Source organism: Nocardia sp. MH4, assembly GCF_019266065.1.
In the GTDB taxonomy this organism is placed as follows: domain Bacteria; phylum Actinomycetota; class Actinomycetes; order Mycobacteriales; family Mycobacteriaceae; genus Nocardia; species Nocardia canadensis.
Genome location: NZ_LPNR01000104.1, coordinates 93,999 through 111,026 on the forward strand (window position 1 = coordinate 93,999; position 17,028 = coordinate 111,026).

20 protein-coding genes are annotated in these 17,028 nt (G+C 69.8%); 12 read left to right on the plus strand and 8 right to left on the minus strand.

Going from position 1 to position 17,028, the window contains the following annotated elements:
* Position 1 precedes the first annotated feature (1 nt).
* The gene (locus ATM97_RS17855) at positions 2–1,618 is read left to right on the plus strand and encodes a sigma-54-dependent Fis family transcriptional regulator (RefSeq protein WP_255587959.1); all 1,617 of its coding nucleotides are present in this window, start codon (positions 2–4) and stop codon (positions 1,616–1,618) included.
* 106 nt (positions 1,619–1,724) lie between these two features.
* A complete protein-coding gene (locus ATM97_RS17860) occupies positions 1,725–2,261 on the plus strand; it encodes a DUF732 domain-containing protein (protein WP_218719156.1) in 537 nt (178 codons plus the stop codon).
* A 51-nt stretch (positions 2,262–2,312) separates the two neighbouring features.
* Here ATM97_RS17860 and ATM97_RS17865 read toward each other — a convergent pair whose 3' ends face one another.
* Entirely contained in the window at positions 2,313–2,936 is a 624-nt protein-coding gene (locus ATM97_RS17865) for a carbonic anhydrase (RefSeq protein WP_218719157.1), read from the minus strand.
* A 185-nt stretch (positions 2,937–3,121) separates the two neighbouring features.
* Here ATM97_RS17865 and ATM97_RS17870 point away from each other — a divergent pair, with 185 nt between their 5' ends.
* The 5 genes from ATM97_RS17870 (at position 3,122) to ATM97_RS17890 (ending at position 7,612) form a co-directional block, all read left to right on the plus strand.
* The gene (locus tag ATM97_RS17870) at positions 3,122–3,778 is read left to right on the plus strand and encodes a fasciclin domain-containing protein (protein ID WP_218719158.1); all 657 of its coding nucleotides are present in this window, start codon (positions 3,122–3,124) and stop codon (positions 3,776–3,778) included.
* A 122-nt stretch (positions 3,779–3,900) separates the two neighbouring features.
* Positions 3,901–4,548 carry an ECF RNA polymerase sigma factor SigK gene (gene sigK, locus ATM97_RS17875; protein ID WP_218719159.1) on the plus strand — a complete coding sequence of 216 codons (648 nt, stop codon included), beginning with the start codon at positions 3,901–3,903 and terminating at the stop codon, positions 4,546–4,548.
* Positions 4,545–5,279: an anti-sigma factor domain-containing protein gene (locus tag ATM97_RS17880; protein WP_218719160.1), complete on the plus strand. Its 735-nt coding sequence runs from the start codon at positions 4,545–4,547 to the stop codon at positions 5,277–5,279. The genes sigK and ATM97_RS17880 overlap by 4 nt, the downstream gene beginning before the upstream one ends.
* A 49-nt stretch (positions 5,280–5,328) precedes the next feature.
* Complete coding sequence (locus ATM97_RS17885) at positions 5,329–6,870, plus strand: molybdopterin-dependent oxidoreductase (protein ID WP_218719161.1); 1,542 nt, start codon at positions 5,329–5,331, stop codon at positions 6,868–6,870.
* 115 nt (positions 6,871–6,985) lie between these two features.
* On the plus strand, positions 6,986–7,612 hold the full coding sequence (locus tag ATM97_RS17890; RefSeq protein WP_218719162.1) for a hypothetical protein: 627 nt from the start codon (positions 6,986–6,988) through the stop codon (positions 7,610–7,612).
* Positions 7,613–7,696: 84 nt separating this feature from the next.
* Here the strand turns inward: ATM97_RS17890 and ATM97_RS17895 are convergent, their stop codons facing one another.
* Positions 7,697–8,884, minus strand: a complete 1,188-nt coding sequence (locus ATM97_RS17895; RefSeq protein WP_218719163.1) for an acyl-CoA desaturase — start codon at positions 8,882–8,884, stop codon at positions 7,697–7,699.
* Between the two features lie 137 nt (positions 8,885–9,021).
* Between ATM97_RS17895 and ATM97_RS17900 the strand changes: the two genes are divergently transcribed.
* A complete protein-coding gene (locus ATM97_RS17900) occupies positions 9,022–9,402 on the plus strand; it encodes a DUF5994 family protein (protein WP_218719164.1) in 381 nt (126 codons plus the stop codon).
* On the opposite strand, the gene ATM97_RS17905 is transcribed toward ATM97_RS17900, so the two are convergent.
* Positions 9,371–10,063: a TetR/AcrR family transcriptional regulator C-terminal domain-containing protein gene (locus ATM97_RS17905; protein WP_218719165.1), complete on the minus strand. Its 693-nt coding sequence runs from the start codon at positions 10,061–10,063 to the stop codon at positions 9,371–9,373. The genes ATM97_RS17900 and ATM97_RS17905 overlap by 32 nt on opposite strands.
* A 145-nt stretch (positions 10,064–10,208) precedes the next feature.
* Here ATM97_RS17905 and ATM97_RS17910 point away from each other — a divergent pair, with 145 nt between their 5' ends.
* Positions 10,209–11,108 (plus strand): DUF5994 family protein, encoded by a 900-nt coding sequence (locus tag ATM97_RS17910; protein ID WP_218719166.1) that lies wholly within the window; start codon positions 10,209–10,211, stop codon positions 11,106–11,108.
* 48 nt (positions 11,109–11,156) lie between these two features.
* Positions 11,157–11,309 carry a hypothetical protein gene (locus tag ATM97_RS17915; protein ID WP_218719167.1) on the plus strand — a complete coding sequence of 51 codons (153 nt, stop codon included), beginning with the start codon at positions 11,157–11,159 and terminating at the stop codon, positions 11,307–11,309.
* Between the two features lie 32 nt (positions 11,310–11,341).
* On the opposite strand, the gene ATM97_RS17920 is transcribed toward ATM97_RS17915, so the two are convergent.
* Both ATM97_RS17920 and ATM97_RS17925 read right to left on the minus strand, forming a co-directional pair.
* Entirely contained in the window at positions 11,342–11,740 is a 399-nt protein-coding gene (locus tag ATM97_RS17920; protein WP_218719168.1) for a VOC family protein, read from the minus strand.
* On the minus strand, positions 11,737–12,498 hold the full coding sequence (locus ATM97_RS17925) for a MarR family transcriptional regulator (protein WP_218719169.1): 762 nt from the start codon (positions 12,496–12,498) through the stop codon (positions 11,737–11,739). The genes ATM97_RS17920 and ATM97_RS17925 overlap by 4 nt, the downstream gene beginning before the upstream one ends.
* A 70-nt stretch (positions 12,499–12,568) precedes the next feature.
* On the opposite strand from ATM97_RS17925, the gene ATM97_RS17930 reads away from it, so the two are divergent.
* The gene (locus tag ATM97_RS17930; protein ID WP_308248532.1) at positions 12,569–13,831 is read left to right on the plus strand and encodes an APC family permease; all 1,263 of its coding nucleotides are present in this window, start codon (positions 12,569–12,571) and stop codon (positions 13,829–13,831) included.
* On the opposite strand, the gene ATM97_RS17935 is transcribed toward ATM97_RS17930, so the two are convergent.
* Positions 13,813–15,126, minus strand: a complete 1,314-nt coding sequence (locus ATM97_RS17935; protein WP_218719171.1) for a DUF1254 domain-containing protein — start codon at positions 15,124–15,126, stop codon at positions 13,813–13,815. The two genes, ATM97_RS17930 and ATM97_RS17935, sit on opposite strands and share 19 nt — an antisense overlap.
* Positions 15,127–15,264: 138 nt before the next feature.
* Complete coding sequence (locus ATM97_RS34470; RefSeq protein WP_308248533.1) at positions 15,265–16,002, minus strand: VOC family protein; 738 nt, start codon at positions 16,000–16,002, stop codon at positions 15,265–15,267.
* Between the two features lie 147 nt (positions 16,003–16,149).
* Between ATM97_RS34470 and ATM97_RS17950 the strand changes: the two genes are divergently transcribed.
* Positions 16,150–16,596: an STAS domain-containing protein gene (locus ATM97_RS17950; protein WP_218719172.1), complete on the plus strand. Its 447-nt coding sequence runs from the start codon at positions 16,150–16,152 to the stop codon at positions 16,594–16,596.
* Between the two features lie 5 nt (positions 16,597–16,601).
* On the opposite strand, the gene ATM97_RS17955 is transcribed toward ATM97_RS17950, so the two are convergent.
* A complete protein-coding gene (locus tag ATM97_RS17955; RefSeq protein WP_218719173.1) occupies positions 16,602–16,919 on the minus strand; it encodes a MerR family transcriptional regulator in 318 nt (105 codons plus the stop codon).
* Between the last annotated feature and the right edge of the window lie 109 nt (positions 16,920–17,028).

Below are 17,028 nucleotides of genomic sequence, written 5' to 3' on the forward strand. Positions count from 1 at the left end.
CATGGAACCCGAGGTGAACGGCATGGTGGCCAAGCGGGAACCGATCGCCGCGTCCTGGCATCGGGCGACGATGGCCGGACTGGAGCCGGGCTCGGCGCTGGACACGATCAGCTATGTCGACATCGACGAGACCAGTCCGCTGATGGCCGCGGCCGCGGTGGTCCTCGACGACCTCAACCATCGACTCGAGGGCACCGACTTCACCACGATCGTCATCGACCGGGAAGGCCGCGTCGCGCATCAGTGGTGCGGAAATCGCAGTGCCCGCAAGGTCTTCGACGACCTCGGCGTCGACATCGGTGCCTCCCTGCTCGAGGAGGCGGTCGGCACCACCGCGCCGGGGGTGGCGCTGGAGACCCGCACCAGCATCGCCGTCAACGGCGACGAGCACTTCGCTGTCCCACTGCGGCGCATGAGCTGCTACGGACATCCCATCTTCCACCCCACCACCCGCCGGATCGAGGGTGTGCTGGATCTGTCGACGGTGGCCCGGGAAGCCAGCCCGCTGTTGCCGCCGCTGGTCGCCCGCGCGGTCGCCGACATCGAGCAGCGACTGCTCGACGGCTCCCGCGTGTCGGACAAGGAACTGCTCGCCGCGTTCCAGGCCGCGGGCACCCGCCGCCGCGCGGTGCTGGCCATCGGGCGCGACCTGCTCATGTCCAACCAGGCCGCCGCGGACCTGCTCGGCGCCACCGACGTCGCGTTGCTGCGCATGATGGCACCGGATGTGCGGCGCAGCTCGGTCTTCGATCTGACGCTGGAGTCCGGGCTGGCGGTGCGGGTCGAAGCGACCCGGGTCGGCGGTCCGGCCGGGGGAACCCTGCTCAACGTCGAACCCCGCGAACGGGCGAGCATCGCCTATTCCCGCCGGGCGCTCGAGCCCGGCGACCCGCTCCTGGTCGCGGGACCACCGGGTTCCGGGCGCTCGCGCACCGCGCGCGAACACGCCACCGAGCAGCCGGTCACCGTCCTGACCGCCGCCAACGCCCTGCTCGACGGCAGCGACGTCTTCGCCCGTGACTTCGCCGCGCTGGTCCGCGCCCGGCAGGGCACCGTGTGCGTCGACGGCCTCGACCTGTTGCCCGACGATCTGATCGATCTCGTCGCCACCCATGTCGCCGACCGGCAGGTGCCGCGCGTCGTGCTGGTCACCGGAGCGGTGGACACCCTCACCGGCCGGGCCGCCGCGCTGGCCGCCGAATGCACCGACCGCGTCGAACTCGGGCCGCTGAGCAACCGCCGCGGCGAGATCCCGGCGCTGGTCGCGGCGATGCTACGCGAGGCGGGCGCGGACAGCTCGCTGTATTTCACCCCGGGCGCGCTCTCGGCGCTGTCCGCGCATCATTGGCCCGGCAATCTGCGCGAATTGCGCGCGGTCGTCACCGACGTCATCCGGCACCGGCGAAGCGGCGCGGTCGTCGTGAACGACCTCCCCGAGGCCTACCGCACGCAGCAGCCGATCCGGCAACTCATGCCGATCGACCGCGCCGAACGCGACGTCATCGTCGAGGCGCTGCGCCGATTCGAGGGCAACAAGGTCAAAACCGCGCAGGCCCTGGGGATCTCGCGCACCACGCTCTACGCGAAGATGCGTGCGCTGCGCATCACCGTCTACTGACGCGCACGCGCGGCGGCACCGGGAATCGGGCGCGCGGGTCGTTGATAACGCGGGTGCGGTGAATGGCGATCTTGCACCGCTGTTCGTCTCGCACCGAAGGAGATTCGTGACCCAGCCGCCGATTCCACCGCAGTATCCGTCCGCGCCCTACCCGGCCTATCCACCGCAGCCGCCGCGCCGCGACAACACGACCCTGTGGGTGTTGCTCGCGGTTGTCGGTGTTCTGCTGCTGGTCTGTGGCGGGTGCGCCACCTCGGTGCTGCTCGCCGCCGGAGACACCCAGGACACCGGCCGGACCGCGGTGAGCACGCCACCGCCGGGTGGGCCCGCCGAGCCGCCACCGGGTTCGGGCGCACCCCGCACCAGCGCTCCACGTACCGCGCCCTCGACACCGAGCGCGTCGAGCAACAGCCAGAACACGACCAAGCAGGACGCGTTCATCGCGACACTCGACCGCGAGGGGATCTACTACTCCTCACGCCAGGCGGCGCTCGACATGGGCGTGGCGATCTGCGAGGAACGCGCCGCCGGGGCGACCGATGTCGAGATGGCGACCGCGCTCACCGAGAAGGGGTATTCGAGCCGCGACGCCGCCTACCTCGTCGTCGCTGCCCAGATGCAGTTCTGTCCCGAATACGCCTGACGAGGTGGTGCTGGTCGGCCGGTCCCGGAGAGGCGGAACCGGCCGACCCGCTCAGGCGACTTCGCCGATGTCGCCGATGACGCTGCGCAGCTGGGCGCGCCCGTCGGCGAGGTTGTAGGTCACGCAGGCGATGGCCAGCTGGCCCGCCTCGACGCGGTCGGAGATGGTCGACGAACGCTGCATGAGCAGGCGCGCGGTTTCCTCCACATGACGGGCTTCCAGGTCGTCGACGTTGGTCAGACCTTCCCGGCGGCCGAGCAGGATCGACGGGGTGACGCGTTCGACCACGCTACGGATGAAACCGCCCGGCACCGTCCCGTTGTCGAGGGCATCGATGGTGGCGGCCACCGCGCCGCACGAGTCGTGGCCGAGGACCACGATCAGCGGCACCTGCAGTACCGCGACGCCGTACTCGATCGAGCCGAGCACCGAACTGTCCACCACATGACCGGCGGTGCGCACGACGAACATGTCGCCGAGCCCCCGGTCGAAGATGATCTCGGCGGCGACCCGGGAGTCACCACACCCGAACAGGATCGCCGAGGGCTGCTGGCCACCCGCCAGCTTGGCGCGATCCGCGGCACCCTGGCTGGGGTGCTGCAGGGTATCGGTGACGAAACGGTCGTTTCCATCACGCAGGGACTTCCACGCGGCAACAGGATTCGAATGGGGCATAACCCCCATAGTGCCTGAATTGCGACGCGTGGCGACACCGACCCCCTGACGGCTTCGTCACCCGCCGGGTGTCCGGTGAACCGGGTCTCGATCCCGAGCCATCCGGCCGGGCGGGCTGGCCGAACTCCGTTGCGTCCACATCAGCGCGGCACTCTCGCCGCCCTTTCGGAAGCGACGGAACGACCATGCGAACCCTGCGCAGCACCCTCGTGGCGGCAGCCCTTCTCGGCTCGGTACTCGGCGCCTCGGCCTGTTCCGACGACGATTCGACCACCTCGTCCGCGACCACCTCGGCGACGACCTCCTCCTCGTCGATGACCGCGTCCGCGGCGAACGGCTCCGGCGCGTCGGGTCTCGTCGGGCCCGGGTGCGCCGAATACGCCGCCCAGGTTCCCAGCGGCCCCGGCTCGGTGAGCGGGATGGCTCAGGACCCGGTCGCGGTCGCCGCGTCCAACAACCCCATGCTCACCACGCTGGTGGCGGCGGTGTCGGGCAAACTCAATCCCCAGGTCAACCTGGTCGACACCCTCAACGGCGGCCAGTTCACCGTCTTCGCGCCCGTCGACTCCGCGTTCGCGAAGATCGACCCGGCCACCATCGAGTCGCTGAAGACCGATTCGGCCACCCTCACCAAGATCCTGACCTACCACGTGGTGCCCGGTCAGCTCGCGCCCCAGGATGTCGCGGGCACGCACAAGACCGTCGAGGGCGCGGCCGTCACGGTGACCGGCTCCGGGGACAGCCTGAAGGTCGGTGACGCGGCCGTGGTCTGCGGTGGCGTGCGCACGGCGAACGCGACGGTCTACATGATCGACAGCGTGCTCATGCCGCCCGCGGCGTGAGGTCGACGATGGTCACGCCGCCGGGAACCGTAGAGTTGCGGAAGAAAGTTTTCGGCGGCGCCCATCCGTACCGCGGGGCTGGCCGAAATCCCTCTCATGCTGATGCACGCAGGGACCACACGATGACGAACCGCCCGGGCTCCTCGCCGATCCGGTTGCGCGTGGTGACCGATCCGGCGCCCGCATGCCCGGCGCCCGCCAAGCCCGACCACGCCGTGCAAGCGCGGCTGGTGACGCTGCTCGGCGCGATCGCGTCCGGGGACCGGACGGCGTTCGCCGAGTTCTATCGGGCGACCAGTCCGCGGGTGTTCGGACTCGCGCTGCGGGTGGTGCGCAACCACGGCGCGGCCGAGGACATCGCGCAGGAGGTGTTCCTGCAGGCCTGGTCGCTGGCGGGGGAGTACGACGTGGGTAAGGCCAGCCCGATCGGCTGGCTGATGATGCTGACCCACCGCCGCGCGGTCGACCGGGTGCGTGCCGAACAGTCGGCGACCAGCCGTGACCTGGTGTTCGGGCACACCCATCTGGGCCGTGACCACGACACCGTGGCCGAGGAGGTCACCCAGCGGCTCGACGAGCAGTCGGTCCAGGACTGTCTCGCGACGATGACCGAGCTGCAGCGCGAGGCGGTGGCGCTGGCCTATTACAGCGGGCGCACCTACGCCGAGGTCTCCGAGACCCTGGACGTGCCGTTGCCGACGGTGAAGAGCCGGATCAGGGACGGCTTGAAGCGACTCGAAAACTGTTTGACCGGAGGGAATTCCCGATGAGCGAGACAGATCGGCGGACCCCTCGGCCGTTGCTCGACGACGCCTACCCCTACGCCCTCGACGCGCTCGATCCCCAGCAGCGACGCGCTATCGACGACGAGCTCGCGGCCGCGGATCCCGAGCGCGCGCGGGAGTTCCTCGCCGCCGTGTCGCGCATTCGCGAGACCATGGCCGCGTTGACGGTGTCCGACTCGGTGCCCCCACCCGCCCGGCTCGAAGCCGCGCTGATGCGGGCGCTGGACCGGCTCGATCCGCAGGTGCGCCCGCTGACCCGGCGGGACACGCAGGGCAAAGGGTGGCGACTGCGCTGGTTGACCGCCGCCGCGGCCGCGGTCGTCGCGGTCGGCATCGGCACCGGGGTCGCGGTCGTGATCGACCGCACGAACGACGGCACCGGCGCGATCACCGCGCAACAGGTGCTCGACCAGCCCGACAGCCGGGAGTCGTCGGTCGCGATCACCGGCGGCGGCGCGATGACGGTGCACCAGTCCACGGCACTGGGCGCCGCGGCGGTGTCGTTCCAGGACATGCCCGCGCTGTCCGCCGACCGCGCGTACCAGTTGTGGCGCATTCCCACCGGCGGTGCCCCCCGCTCGGTTGCGGTGATGGAAGGTCCGGCCTCGGTGGTCACCGCCGTCGACGCCGCCGACACCCTCGCGGTGACCGTCGAACCCGCCGGTGGTTCGGCCGGCCCCACCACACCGGTGATCGTCAGCATGACAGTCGGCTGACCCGCCCGCGGCGGGCCGCGCCGACACTCGATACCTCAGGAGTGACAGCATGGTCCGCCGCAACGCGTACACCCCACGGCCGCTGGGCCGCGCCACCGCAGCGCTCGCCGCGACGGCCGCCGCCGCGACGGTGCTCGGCATCGGACACCTGGTCGCGGCGGTTCTCGATCCGGCCGCCTCCCCGTTCTTCGTGCTGGGCGCCACCGTCGTCGACCACACGCCGAAGTGGTTGAAGGACAGTGCCATCCGCTGGTTCGGTACCAACGACAAACTGGCGCTGGCGATCACGATGGCCGTAGTCATGGTGGCGGCCGCCGCGCTGATCGGATTGCTCGCGCGTCGCAGCCCGGCTCGGGGCGCCGTCGTCCTGGCCGGGTTCGGGACCACAGTCGCTGTTCTCGCGGTGCTGCGGCCGACCGCGGGACCGGACTTCGCGATACCCGCGGTGGCGGGAACGGCCGCGGGAATCGCCACCCTCTGTCTGCTTTTCGTCGTCCCGGCCGCTCGGCGACCCGGAGATGGTCTCACCCGGCGTGGCTTCCTGCTGGCGGTCGCGGGAGTGACCGCCGGTGCGGTGGCCGCGGGCGCCGCGGGGCGCGTCATCGGTAGCCGACTGCGCGATATCGGCGCGGACCGAGCGGCTTTCGTGCCGCCGCGCGTGGCCGACCCGGCACCGCCGGTCCTGCCCGAGATGGATCTCCCGGTGCCCGGCCTGACCCGGTTCGTCACCCCGGCCGCGGAGTTCTACCGCATCGACACGGCGTTGCAACTGCCGGCGCTGACCCGCGCGCAGTGGCGGCTGCGCATCCACGGGATGGTGGCGCGGGAGATCGTGCTGGACTTCGACGCGTTGAGCGCGCGCCGCGCCGTCGAATCACTGATCACGCTGACCTGTGTGTCGAACGAGGTCGGCGGCACGCTCGCCGGAACGGCCACCTGGACCGGCTATCGCCTCACCGACCTGCTCAGGGAAGCGGGTCCGGCGCCCGGCGCCGATATGATCCTGTCGCGCAGTGTGGACGGCTTCACCGCCGGGACCCCGCTGGACGCGGTCCTGGGCAACCCGGACGCCTTGCTCGCGGTGGCCATGAACGGCGCGGCGCTGCCCGTCGCCCACGGCTATCCGGTGCGGATGATCGTGCCCGGACTCTACGGCTACGTCTCGGCCACCAAATGGGTCGTCGACCTCGAACTCACCCGCTTCGACCAGGCCCGCGCGTACTGGACCGAGCGCGGCTGGTCGGAGCGGGCACCGATCAAGACCGCGTCGCGGATCGATGTCCCCGCCGCGTTCGCGAACCTCGCCGCCGGACCGGTGACCGTGGCCGGCGTCGCCTGGGCACAGGGCCGCGGGATCACCGCCGTCGAGGTGCAGGTGGACGACGGACCGTGGCGGCAGGCCACGCTGGCCACGGCCTATTCCCTCGATACCTGGCGGCAGTGGACCTGGACGTGGGATGCCATGCCGGGTACGCACACCCTGCGCGTCCGTGCCGTGGACGGCACCGGTGTCGTCCAGACCGAGACCCGCGCCGCGCCGTTCCCCGACGGCGCCACCGGCCGGCATTCCCGGGTGGTCACCGTCCGCTGACGGCCGAGCATCGCGATCGCACCCATCTGCGCCCGGGCGCGGCGCGAACTCCCTGCGCACTACGGGCACATCTGGCCCGACGGCGCGACTTTTCGCTGGACCCCTAGGAGGAACTGTGAACAGTGAGCTGGGCGAAGTAGTCGTGGCGAGCACCGTCCGCGACGGCGACCGTGAGTTCGGGGTGGAGATCGCCGATCCCCGGCAGGACGCCATGACACAGGACTGGCACTGCACCTATCGCGTCGCGGGTACGCGCACCCATCGAGTCCGCGGCCCGGACCGGCTGTCGGCGGTCTACGCGGCCCTGATCGACATCCACAGTGCGACAGCCCGATTCGGCTCCCCGGACAACGCGGACGACCCCCATCGGCCTCGTGAACCCGTGGCCGCCCGCCCCCGCATCGGCGGCGCCCCCGCCGCGCACGCCCGCGAGTTCGGCCCGCCGCTGGGCGCACGAGCCGTCGACACCGCCGCCGGCCCCGTGGTCATCGTGCTCGGTCGCCCCCGCCGCGACCCGTACAGTCCCCACACCTGCCTGTGCCCCTTCCGCATCGACGACCGCACCGAAGCCTTCGGACAGGGATTCGACGACCTGCACGCGGTGCTGTCGGCGATCCGCGGCGTGAGCGCCATCTTGGGCATCCCGCAGGACTGGCCGGCGCCGGGCGGGCGAGGCTCGGGTCTTTCCGCGCCGGTGCGCAAGGGAGAGGCGCGGAGCCCCAGGCACGCCGCGCATCAGTGACAGGAATCCCGGGAGTTCGGTACCGCCGCGATGGGGCAGACAGCATCGGTGCTCATCGAAGGTTGGTGCACCGAGACCGGGTACCTACCGCGAGCGCAAGGCGGTGCGCAGGCCGCGCCGGATCGCGCCGGGCTCGGCGGGTGTCACGGTGGTGAACTTGCGCTCGGACGCGGTTTCGGGCGCGTCGTCGCTGGTCGCCAGCAGGAACGAGTCGGGGAGGGCGAGCTTGTTGATCGTGCGCAGGGTGAGCAGGTACTGCTTGGGCAGGGGGCCCGTGGTGTAGGGCAGGTCGTACTTGTCACAGAGCGCGCGCACCCGCACCGCGATCTCGGCATAGCGGTTGCTGGGCAGGTCGGGGAAGAGGTGATGCTCGATCTGATGCGACAGATGGCCGCTGAGGAAGCCCAGGATCGGGCCCGCGTCGAAGTTGGCGGTGCCGAGCATCTGACGCAGGTACCACTCACCGTGGGTTTCGTGCTCGATCGCTTCCGGTGTGAACTTCTCTGCGCCATCGGGGAAGTGGCCGCAGAAGATCACGACATAGGCCCACATGTTGCGCAGCGCGTTGGCGGCGATGTCGGCGGTCAGGGTGCGGCGCCAGCGCCGTCTACTGAGGATCGGGAAGAACAGGTAGTCCTTGGCGGCCTGCCTGCCGATCTTGCGGACCAAAGCCTTGGTGTGCGCGGTCTTCTCGGCGTCGGTCGCGGCGCGGTCGCGTTCGGAGTACAGGCCGTGCAGGGCGATGCCCCACTCGAAAGTGGCTGCCAGGAGCAGGTTCTGCAGCGGTTGCAGCAACAGGCGAGGGCGCCATTGCTGGTCCCTGGTCACCCGGATGACGCCGAAGCCGACGTCGTCGTCCATGCCGACCACGTTGGTGAACATGTGATGGCGGTAGTTGTGCGAGTAGCGCCATTGCGACGACACCCCGGCCATGTCCCATTCCCAGGTGCGGGAATGGATCTCGGGATCGTTCATCCAATCCCATTGGCCGTGCGACACATTGTGGCCGATCTCCATGTTCTCGATGCTCTTGGCCGCGGCCAGCGCCGAGGTGCCGACGAGCCAGCCCAGTCGTGAGCCGCTGCTCGCCAGGAGCAACCGCGCACTCGCGTCGAGGATGCGCTGGAAGGCGATCGTGCGCCGGATGTAGTCGGCGTCGGGGGTGCCGCGCCGATCCTCGATATCGCGACGGATCGCGTCGAGTTCCTCGCCGAGCGCCTCGACATCGGCTTTGCTCAGGTGCGCGTAAACCGCGACTTCGGTAATGGCCATGGGGGTCCTCGCCTGGTCGTAATAGTGATTCTACGTACTCCTACAACTGACGTCTACAGCGTAGACTAACGACATAGACCTCCGCGGTGACTGCCGTGCGACGGAGTCGGCGCGAGCCGGGACAGGAGCGCCGGATCATGACGCGGATATCGGCCGGACCACACGCGGACGCCTCGACGACCTGGTGGCCGCACGGCGCAGACCTGGTCGCCGAGCTGCCCGACCTGCTGGCGCGGCTCGAGACCCGGCGCGGACCGATTCATCGGCTGAGCTACAACATCGGCGAATGGTCGGCCACCGCACGTACTTTCGACAATCGGGGTCATCGGGTGCGCTTGGACGGCTATCACTACATGCGCCCGCACACCGTCGATGTGCTCGGCGTCGACGGCTACCGGCTCCACCTGCGAGTGGTCCCGGCCGACCTCGACGGCGAGTCCGCCGAGCAGCGGTGGGAGTCCGAGGGCGGGGCCGAGCCGGCGGGTGTCAGCCCGCGGGGTAGGTCAGGGTCGCGGTGAGACCGGTGAGCAGGATGTCCAGGCCGCGCTCGAGTTCGGCCGCGCCATCGTAGGCGGCCAGCACCGGGGCGAGTTCGCGCACCAGCGGGAATTCGGTGATCGGCAAACGGTGCAGGCCGAGGCGCAGGACCTCGTCGGACTCCTCCGGCCGCTCGATCACCTCCTGGAGCTCGTTGAGCACGTGGCCGTAGAGGAATCCGAACAGCGCGCGGTAGATGTGCAGGGCGTCGGCGCCGGCGAAACCGGCGTTGGTGAGCAGCCGCAGGATGTTCTCGAGTGGCCGGACCACCGCGATCGGGCGCATGCCGAGCGGGGTCGACAACGGCCGGGTCACCAGCAGCGGGACCACATTCGGGTGGGCGAGCGCCAGGGCGCGGAACGAGCGTGCGACCGCACGCAGCTGTGCGGCCCAGTCCGGATCGTCGGCGTCGACCATCAACTGCTCGAACACCAACTCGGCTACGCCGTCGAGCACCGCGGCCTTGTTGGGCAGGTGGCGGTAGATCACCATCGGGTCCCGGCCGACCGCCTCGGCCAGCCGCCGCATCGACAGCGCGTCGACGCCGTCGCGATCGACGATCATCAGCGCCGCGATGAGCACGGAATCCCTGGTCACCGCGCTGGGGGGACGGCGGGCGCCATCGGTCGAAGCCTCGGTCATGAGGGCACCTCCGTCTGCTTCGGTTGTCGTTGCCAGTGTAGACCTACAACGTTGACAACCGCGGGATTCGCGCGTCTACTGGAGGTGTACAGGTCCCCGGAGCTGATACCGATTCCTCGGATCCCGGCCGAAAGGACCGATCGACATGCGCGTTCGCGAAACTCATCATCACGCCGCGGCACCCGCCCGCCACCAGGTTCCCCCGCTCTACACGCCGCGGCTGCGGATGCGGTCACGCTCCGCGGGAGACCGCTACATCGACGGTGCCTGGTGGCCGCGTTCGACCGACCTGGCCGCCGAACTTCCCGACTTGCTCGCGGTGCTGGGCGTGCGGCTCGGCCCGGTCTGGCGGGTCGTGTACGACCCGTCGTGCTGGGCCTCGGCGCCCGCGCGGATCACCGTCGCGGGAGAGACCGTCCGGCTGGATTCCTATCACTTCGAGCTGTGGAACACGATGTATGTGTTCGGGCGCGACGCGAGCATGCTGGTGCTACAGGTGATTCCGTCCGACACCGACGAACGGGTCGCCCACCAGTCCTTGATGGCCGCGGCCGAAGCAGACCCCGCCGAGTCCGAGCCCGAGCCCGAGCCCGCGGACAGTCCGCGGCCCATCACCGATCACCAGGCGATGGGCGGCGACCGGCAGCCCTTCCCGGTGCCGACCCGCACCCCGCGACTGCTGTTGCGCGGCAGCGAAAATCACACCGAGCTGTTCGACGGCGCCTGGTGGCCCCGGACGGTGAACCTCACCGCCGAACTCCACGATCTGATCAGCGCCCTCACGCCCCGCCTCGGCCAGACGGCGCGAATCAGCTTCGACTGGAACGTGACCAGCCGCAACCAGCGCCGCATCGACCACGACGACGGCATCGATCTGCGGGTCCCCGACATCGGCCAGTTGCCCGACACCATGCACCTCGTCGGCGTGAACGGCGTCCACCTGACCCTGCTGGTTATCGCGGCCGACACCCCGGACGACGTGGCGAACGCCCAGATCCTGCACGCGGTCGGCCGCGTCGGCCACCATTTGCCCGATATCGGCTGACCGCGTGTGCGCCCTCGGCCGCCGCGGCATTATCGAGAGACCTCCGTCATGACCGATGAACTCGACGCGGACCCCACGCGCCCCGAACCCGCCCCCGAGACACCGTTCGTGGACTGGCCCGATCCGAGCCCCCTGCAATCCTGGTGGCTCGACATCATGGACGGCGGCTCCCCGGCTACGCGCTCCGCCGGTCACGACTAGGTGGAGCGACCGCGCGGGCACCATGGCCTCGGTCAGTGGCGGCCCGGCGGGTGGTCGGCCGGCTGGAACAATTCGATCAGGTTGCCCGCGGGGTCGGCGAGCAGGATCTGACTGCCGCCCGGCCCGGAAACGATGTCGGTGCGGAAGACGACGCCGTTGTCGCGCAGGCGGGTGACCTCGGCAGCAAGGTCGTCGACGATCAGATGGATACGGTTGGCGCCGGGCGTCGCGATGTCGGCGGGGGTGGCCCGCGCACCGGAGCTGGCCGGTCCGGACAGCAGCAGCCGCAGCGATCCCCGCACGACGTCGGCGAATGCGGGTGCGGCATTGATGTGCACGGTGAAACCGAGTGTGCCGGTATAGAACTCGATGGCGGCCGCGACGTCGTCGACGAGATAGCGGACGCCGACATATTCGGTGGAGGACGTCATGACGCACTTCCTTTCGTGCGGACGGTGAGGGTGGGCAGCAGGTAGCGAACGCGGGTGTCGATCTCGCTCGCGGTGGCGCGGAAGAGCGGGTAGTTCTCGCCCGCTGCCGCCGGATCGGGGATACTCCAATGCAGGTGGCGGGGATTCTCGCCGAAGTCGGGGCAGACCTCGCGGGCCTTGTCGCACAGGGTGATCACCGCGTCGAATCGGGTGTCGTCGACCTCGGTCAGCGCGCGGGGAGATCGTCCGCTGATGTCGATGCCGAACTCCTCGCGCAATACCCGGATCGTGGCGGGGTGCATCGCCGGTTTCGGGCGCGTGCCCGCGCTGACGGCGTCGACCCGGTGGTCACCTCGGTGGCGCAGCAGCGCTTCGGCGATCACCGAGCGGGCGCTGTTGCCGGTGCAGACGAACAGCACCGCCGGTGTCGACGGCGGATCGAAGGCAGGCGCGTTCGGGTGCAGGCGCAACGCGGGGTGGAGTGCGGGGCCCGCGGCGGTGAGCAGGGCGGCGCACCGGTCCAGATCCAGGTGGTTGTAGCTGTCGCGGCCGTCGTGGCTGCTGCGCGTCGTGGTGACCAGCCCGCCTTCCCGCAGGAGACGCAGATGGTAGGAGATGAGGTTCTGCGGCTGGTCGAGGCGGGTCGCGAGGTCGCGGACGCGACAGTCACTGCCCGAGAGTTCTCTGAGCAACTGCCATCGCACCGGATGGGCGGCCAGATGAACAAACGGTGGAACAGCTTGACGAGTCGACGTCACCGATCCAGGATAACACCGAACCCATCAAATGAATTTGATGGATATCGCGATCACCCGAGACGGGAGCAAGGTGTCCGACACAACGCCGACCGGCCTGCGCCGCAGCCTGGGGGTCACCGACGCGGTCATGATCGGGCTGGGCGCCATGATCGGCGCCGGGATCTTCGCGGCCCTGGCACCGGCGGCACGCTCGGCCGGATCGTGGTTGCTGGTGGGGCTCGCGGTGGCGGCCGTGGTCGCGTACTGCAACGCGACCTCCTCGGCGCGATTGGCCGCTCGGTACCCGGCCTCCGGTGGCACGTATGTGTACGGGCGCGAACGGCTCGGCGAATTCTGGGGCTACCTGGCCGGCTGGTGTTTCGTCGTCGGCAAGACCGCCTCGTGCGCGGCGATGGCGTTGACCGTGGGCACCTACGCGTGGCCGGCGCACGCGCATGCGGTGGCCGTCGGCACGGTCGTGGCGGTGACGGCGGTGAACTACCGCGGTGTCCAGAAATCGGCGCTGCTGAACCGGGTGATCGTAGCGATCGTGCTGGCGGTGCTGGCCGCGGTCGTGGTCGCGGCGTGCACGTCCGAGTCCGCCGAGTTCGCGCGGCTGGAACTCGGCTCCGAGGTCACCGTATTCGGGGTGTTGCAGGCGGCGGGCCTGCTGTTCTTCGCGTTCGCCGGGTACGCGCGGATCGCCACGCTGGGTGAGGAGGTCCGCGATCCGGCGCGCACGATTCCGCGCGCGATTCCGCTGGCGCTGGCCATCACGCTGGTGGTGTACGCGTTCGTCGTGGTCGCGGCCGTGGTCGTGCTGGGGCCGCAGGGGTTGGCGCGGGCGAGCGCACCGCTGACCGAGGTCGTCCGGGTCGCCGGCGCCGGGTGGCTCGAGCCGGTGGTTCGGGTCGGTGCCGTGGTGGCCGCACTCGGATCGCTCCTGGCCTTGATTCTCGGTGTGTCGCGCACGACGCTGGCGATGGCCCGGGATCGCCACCTGCCCCACGGACTGGCGGCGGTGCATCCGCGCTTCGCGGTGCCGCACCGGGCCGAGGTGACGGTCGGGGTGATCGTCGCCGTCGCCGCGGCCACGGCCGACATCCGGGCCGCGATCGGATTCTCCTCCTTCGGCGTGCTGCTCTACTACGCCGTGGCGAACGCGGCCGCGTGGACGCTGACCTCGTCGGAGGGTCGCCCGCCGCGGTGGGTGCCGGTCATCGGGTTGCTCGGGTGTGCGGTCCTGGCCTGCACGCTGCCCGCCATCTCCGTGCTGGCCGGGGCGGGCGTCGTCGCGCTCGGCATCGTGATCTATGCCGTGCGCCGCGGCGGTGCTCAGTCCTTGCGCCGCTGAACCGGTGGCGGCGCCCAGGTGCCGTCGAGTGCTTCGGAGCGCGGCGCGTAGAGGCGCATGGTGATGCCCATCGGGCCGCTCGCCGCCGGCAGCCAGTTCGATTCGAGGTCGGGGCCCGGGTTCTTGCGCGAGACGGAGATGTCGAGTGAACCGTCCGCGTTGTACCGCAAGGGATCTCGGTCGCCGATGGCGAAGCGATCGAGTTCGTTGGGGATCTGGAAGCCCTCGGCGTCGTACATGGTGATCGACCAGAACGCCGTGGCCGGTGGCAGTTTCCCCGCGTCGAAGTGGATCACGTAGTCGTTGTCGCCGACGAGCGGTTCGCCGTCGGCGTCGGCGGTCAGCAGCGGATAGATCGCGTCCTCGGGCGGGTTGGCGCCCAGCCCGACCAGCGTGACGGCGGATCGTTTGAGGTAGTCGTTGCCGTAGACGCCGATGTTGCCGTGCACGCTCACCCACCCGTTGACCGGCGGAGCCAGGTGAGGCGTTGCCGCGGCCACCGCCGCGCGCGCCGCGGCGACACCCGCCTCGATCGCTTCCAGCTCCTCGGGGGAGAAGCGGGTCGCGTCGAAGTCCTGCCCGGGCACGATGCCCAGCAGCGCGATCCGTGCCAGCTGGGAGAAATCGGTGCTGTGCGGCGGGTCGGCTTTCAGTGCGGCGGCGGCGCGGTCGAAGAACTCGGTCGCCGACATCGTATCGACCTGCCGCAGTGGTTCGGTTTCGGTGACCAGGGCGGGATCCGGCTCGAACGGGGGCGGGTCGGCCAGTTCGGTGATCCGCAATCCGTCCTGGAACTTGTTCACCGCCGCGTAGTCGGCGGGCCCGTTGGTCTGGGTACGGCCGATCATCCAGGCATGAGGCGTGGGGGAGCGGATCACCGTGACGTCGGCGGGCAGCTCGTCGCGGTAGCCGGGGCCGGCGATGACGAAGTCCTGTTCGGCGGTGCCGGTGGTCCGCTTGCCCGGGGTGGCGAACACATCGGTCCAGGCGTCCAGGATCGGGAGCATGTAGTAGCGGTCGTCACTGTCGGGAGCGTGGACGAGGACGGGGCCGCGGGTCAGATCCAGCCAGGCCGACGAGTACAGCGTGTCGAAGTTCGGCCGCACGACCGCGCGGAACTCGACATCCGGGAACTGGCGCATGTGGTGGAACTGGTTCGGAGGTCCGAAACCGGGGGTGGAACCGGCGGGTGAGTTCGTCTGCTGCTGACGGGTCACCTCCATCGTCACCAGCGAGTAGAGATAGACGTACGCTTCGTAGCTGAGAGTTTGCAAGTCGTCGGACAAAACGCTCATGACGCCTCCATTGTGGATCGCAATCCGCCTGGTACCAGCCTCTTTTCGAACGTATCAGGGGCGGATAACGGCGCAATCACACGATGTTCGCTCGATTGCTGGAGGCCGGGAGCTGTCCCGACGAGTGGTGTGCTGCCGTCAGGCCGGGGTGAGCACGCAGAATTCGTGGCCCTCGGGGTCGGCCAGGACGGTCCACGGCACTTCGCCCTGGCCGATGTCGAGATCGGTCGCGCCCAGGGTCCGCAGCCGCTCCACCTCCGCCGCGTGGTCGTCGCCCGGATAGGGCCGCAGGTCGAGGTGGATGCGGTTGCGCACGGTCTTCGGCTCCGGCGTGCGGAGGAACTCCAGATAGGGGCCGACGCCGACGGCGGAGCGCAGTGTCGCGTGATCGTCGGACACCTCGTGCACGGTCCAGTCCATCGCCTCGCCCCAGAACTCCGCCATGGCCCGGGGATCGACGCAGTCGACGACCACCGCGGCGATCGGCCCGGTGCCCCGGTAGACCGCCCGAGGCTCCAGCACGCAGAACTCGTTGCCCTCGGGGTCGGCGAGCACCGTCCACGGCACCTCGCCCTGGCCCACGTCCGCGGGCGTCGCACCGAGCGCCCGCAGTCGCGTGACCAGCTCCGTCTGCTCGGTCGCCGAAATGGTCGCGAGGTCGATGTGCACGCGGTTCTTCACCGTCTTGGGCGCGGGATCGGCCACCACATCGATACAGACCGCGCTCGGATCGGGATAGGCGAAGTCCTCGGGCTCGAGATTGGTCACCCCCGGCGCCTCCCTGCCCGTCTCCCAACCGAGCGCCGCCGCCCAGAACCGTCCGAGCGCACCGTCATCGCGAGCTTTCATATGGATCTGCACCAGCCGCGTAGCCACGGGGCCGATCCTATGCGGCAACAGTGCTGTCACAGTCGCTGACACCGAGGGCTGACAGTGGTGGAATCGAGGCGCGACCGTCCTTGATGAGACAGGGCCGATCGTGCATTCGGGGCCTGCACCGGTGCCCTGAGAATTCGAGGACTCGTGAGCGTCCACTCCCGTCACGGCGGAAACCATTTTCCGCCCCTTCCCGGCGAGCCCGCCGAGGTGTGCGCGCGGCTGCAGGGCGAACTGGTCGCCCGGCCCAACGCGGTGATCCTGTACGTCTGCGGTGAGGTCGACGCCTACACGCTCCCGCGGTGGCGACGCATGCTCGATGCCGCCTTCCTCGCCGCCGCCGAGACCGGCCACCTCGTCGTCGACATCGGCGACGCGGGATTTCTCGGCTGCCGCGCCGTGCTGGACCTGGCGGCCCGTGCGCAGCAGGCCGCGGCAGAGGGAATCGGGGTCGATCTGGTGAATCCGGTGCCCTCGGTTGTGGACCGCATCATCGCCGTGGCGGGTCTGTTCGCCTGGCTACCGGTGCACACCTACCTCGTCGACGCCCTGGTCGCGCACAAGCGGGGGCCGGAGCACGCTGCCGCCGGCTAGGGCGCTTACGCGCGGGGCGACTTCCGTTCGGAGCGTAGTCGATCGCGTTCGGCGCGCAGTGTGGCGACGGTGTCCTCGAGTTCGAGGATGCGGGCCACCGCGGCCAGGTTGATGCCCTCGCCGGTGAGGGTGGTGATGCGATGTAGGCGGGTGAGGTCGTCGCCGCTGTAGCGGCGGGTGCCGCCGGCGCTGCGAGCGGGGGTGAGCAGGCCGTGTTGTTCGTACAGGCGCAGGGTCTGTACCCCGATGCCCGCCAGTTCCGCGGCTACGGAGATCGCGTACACCGCCTGTGCTGCCGGTATCGGGTCGTGCGGGGAGATCATCGGCGCCTTCACCTCGATTCTGTGGTTCTGTATCAGATTACTTGGTTCTGCTGCTTGCACTCATCTGGGTCGAGTGCTAAATAATATCTATGTCGGATGACAGAGGTTA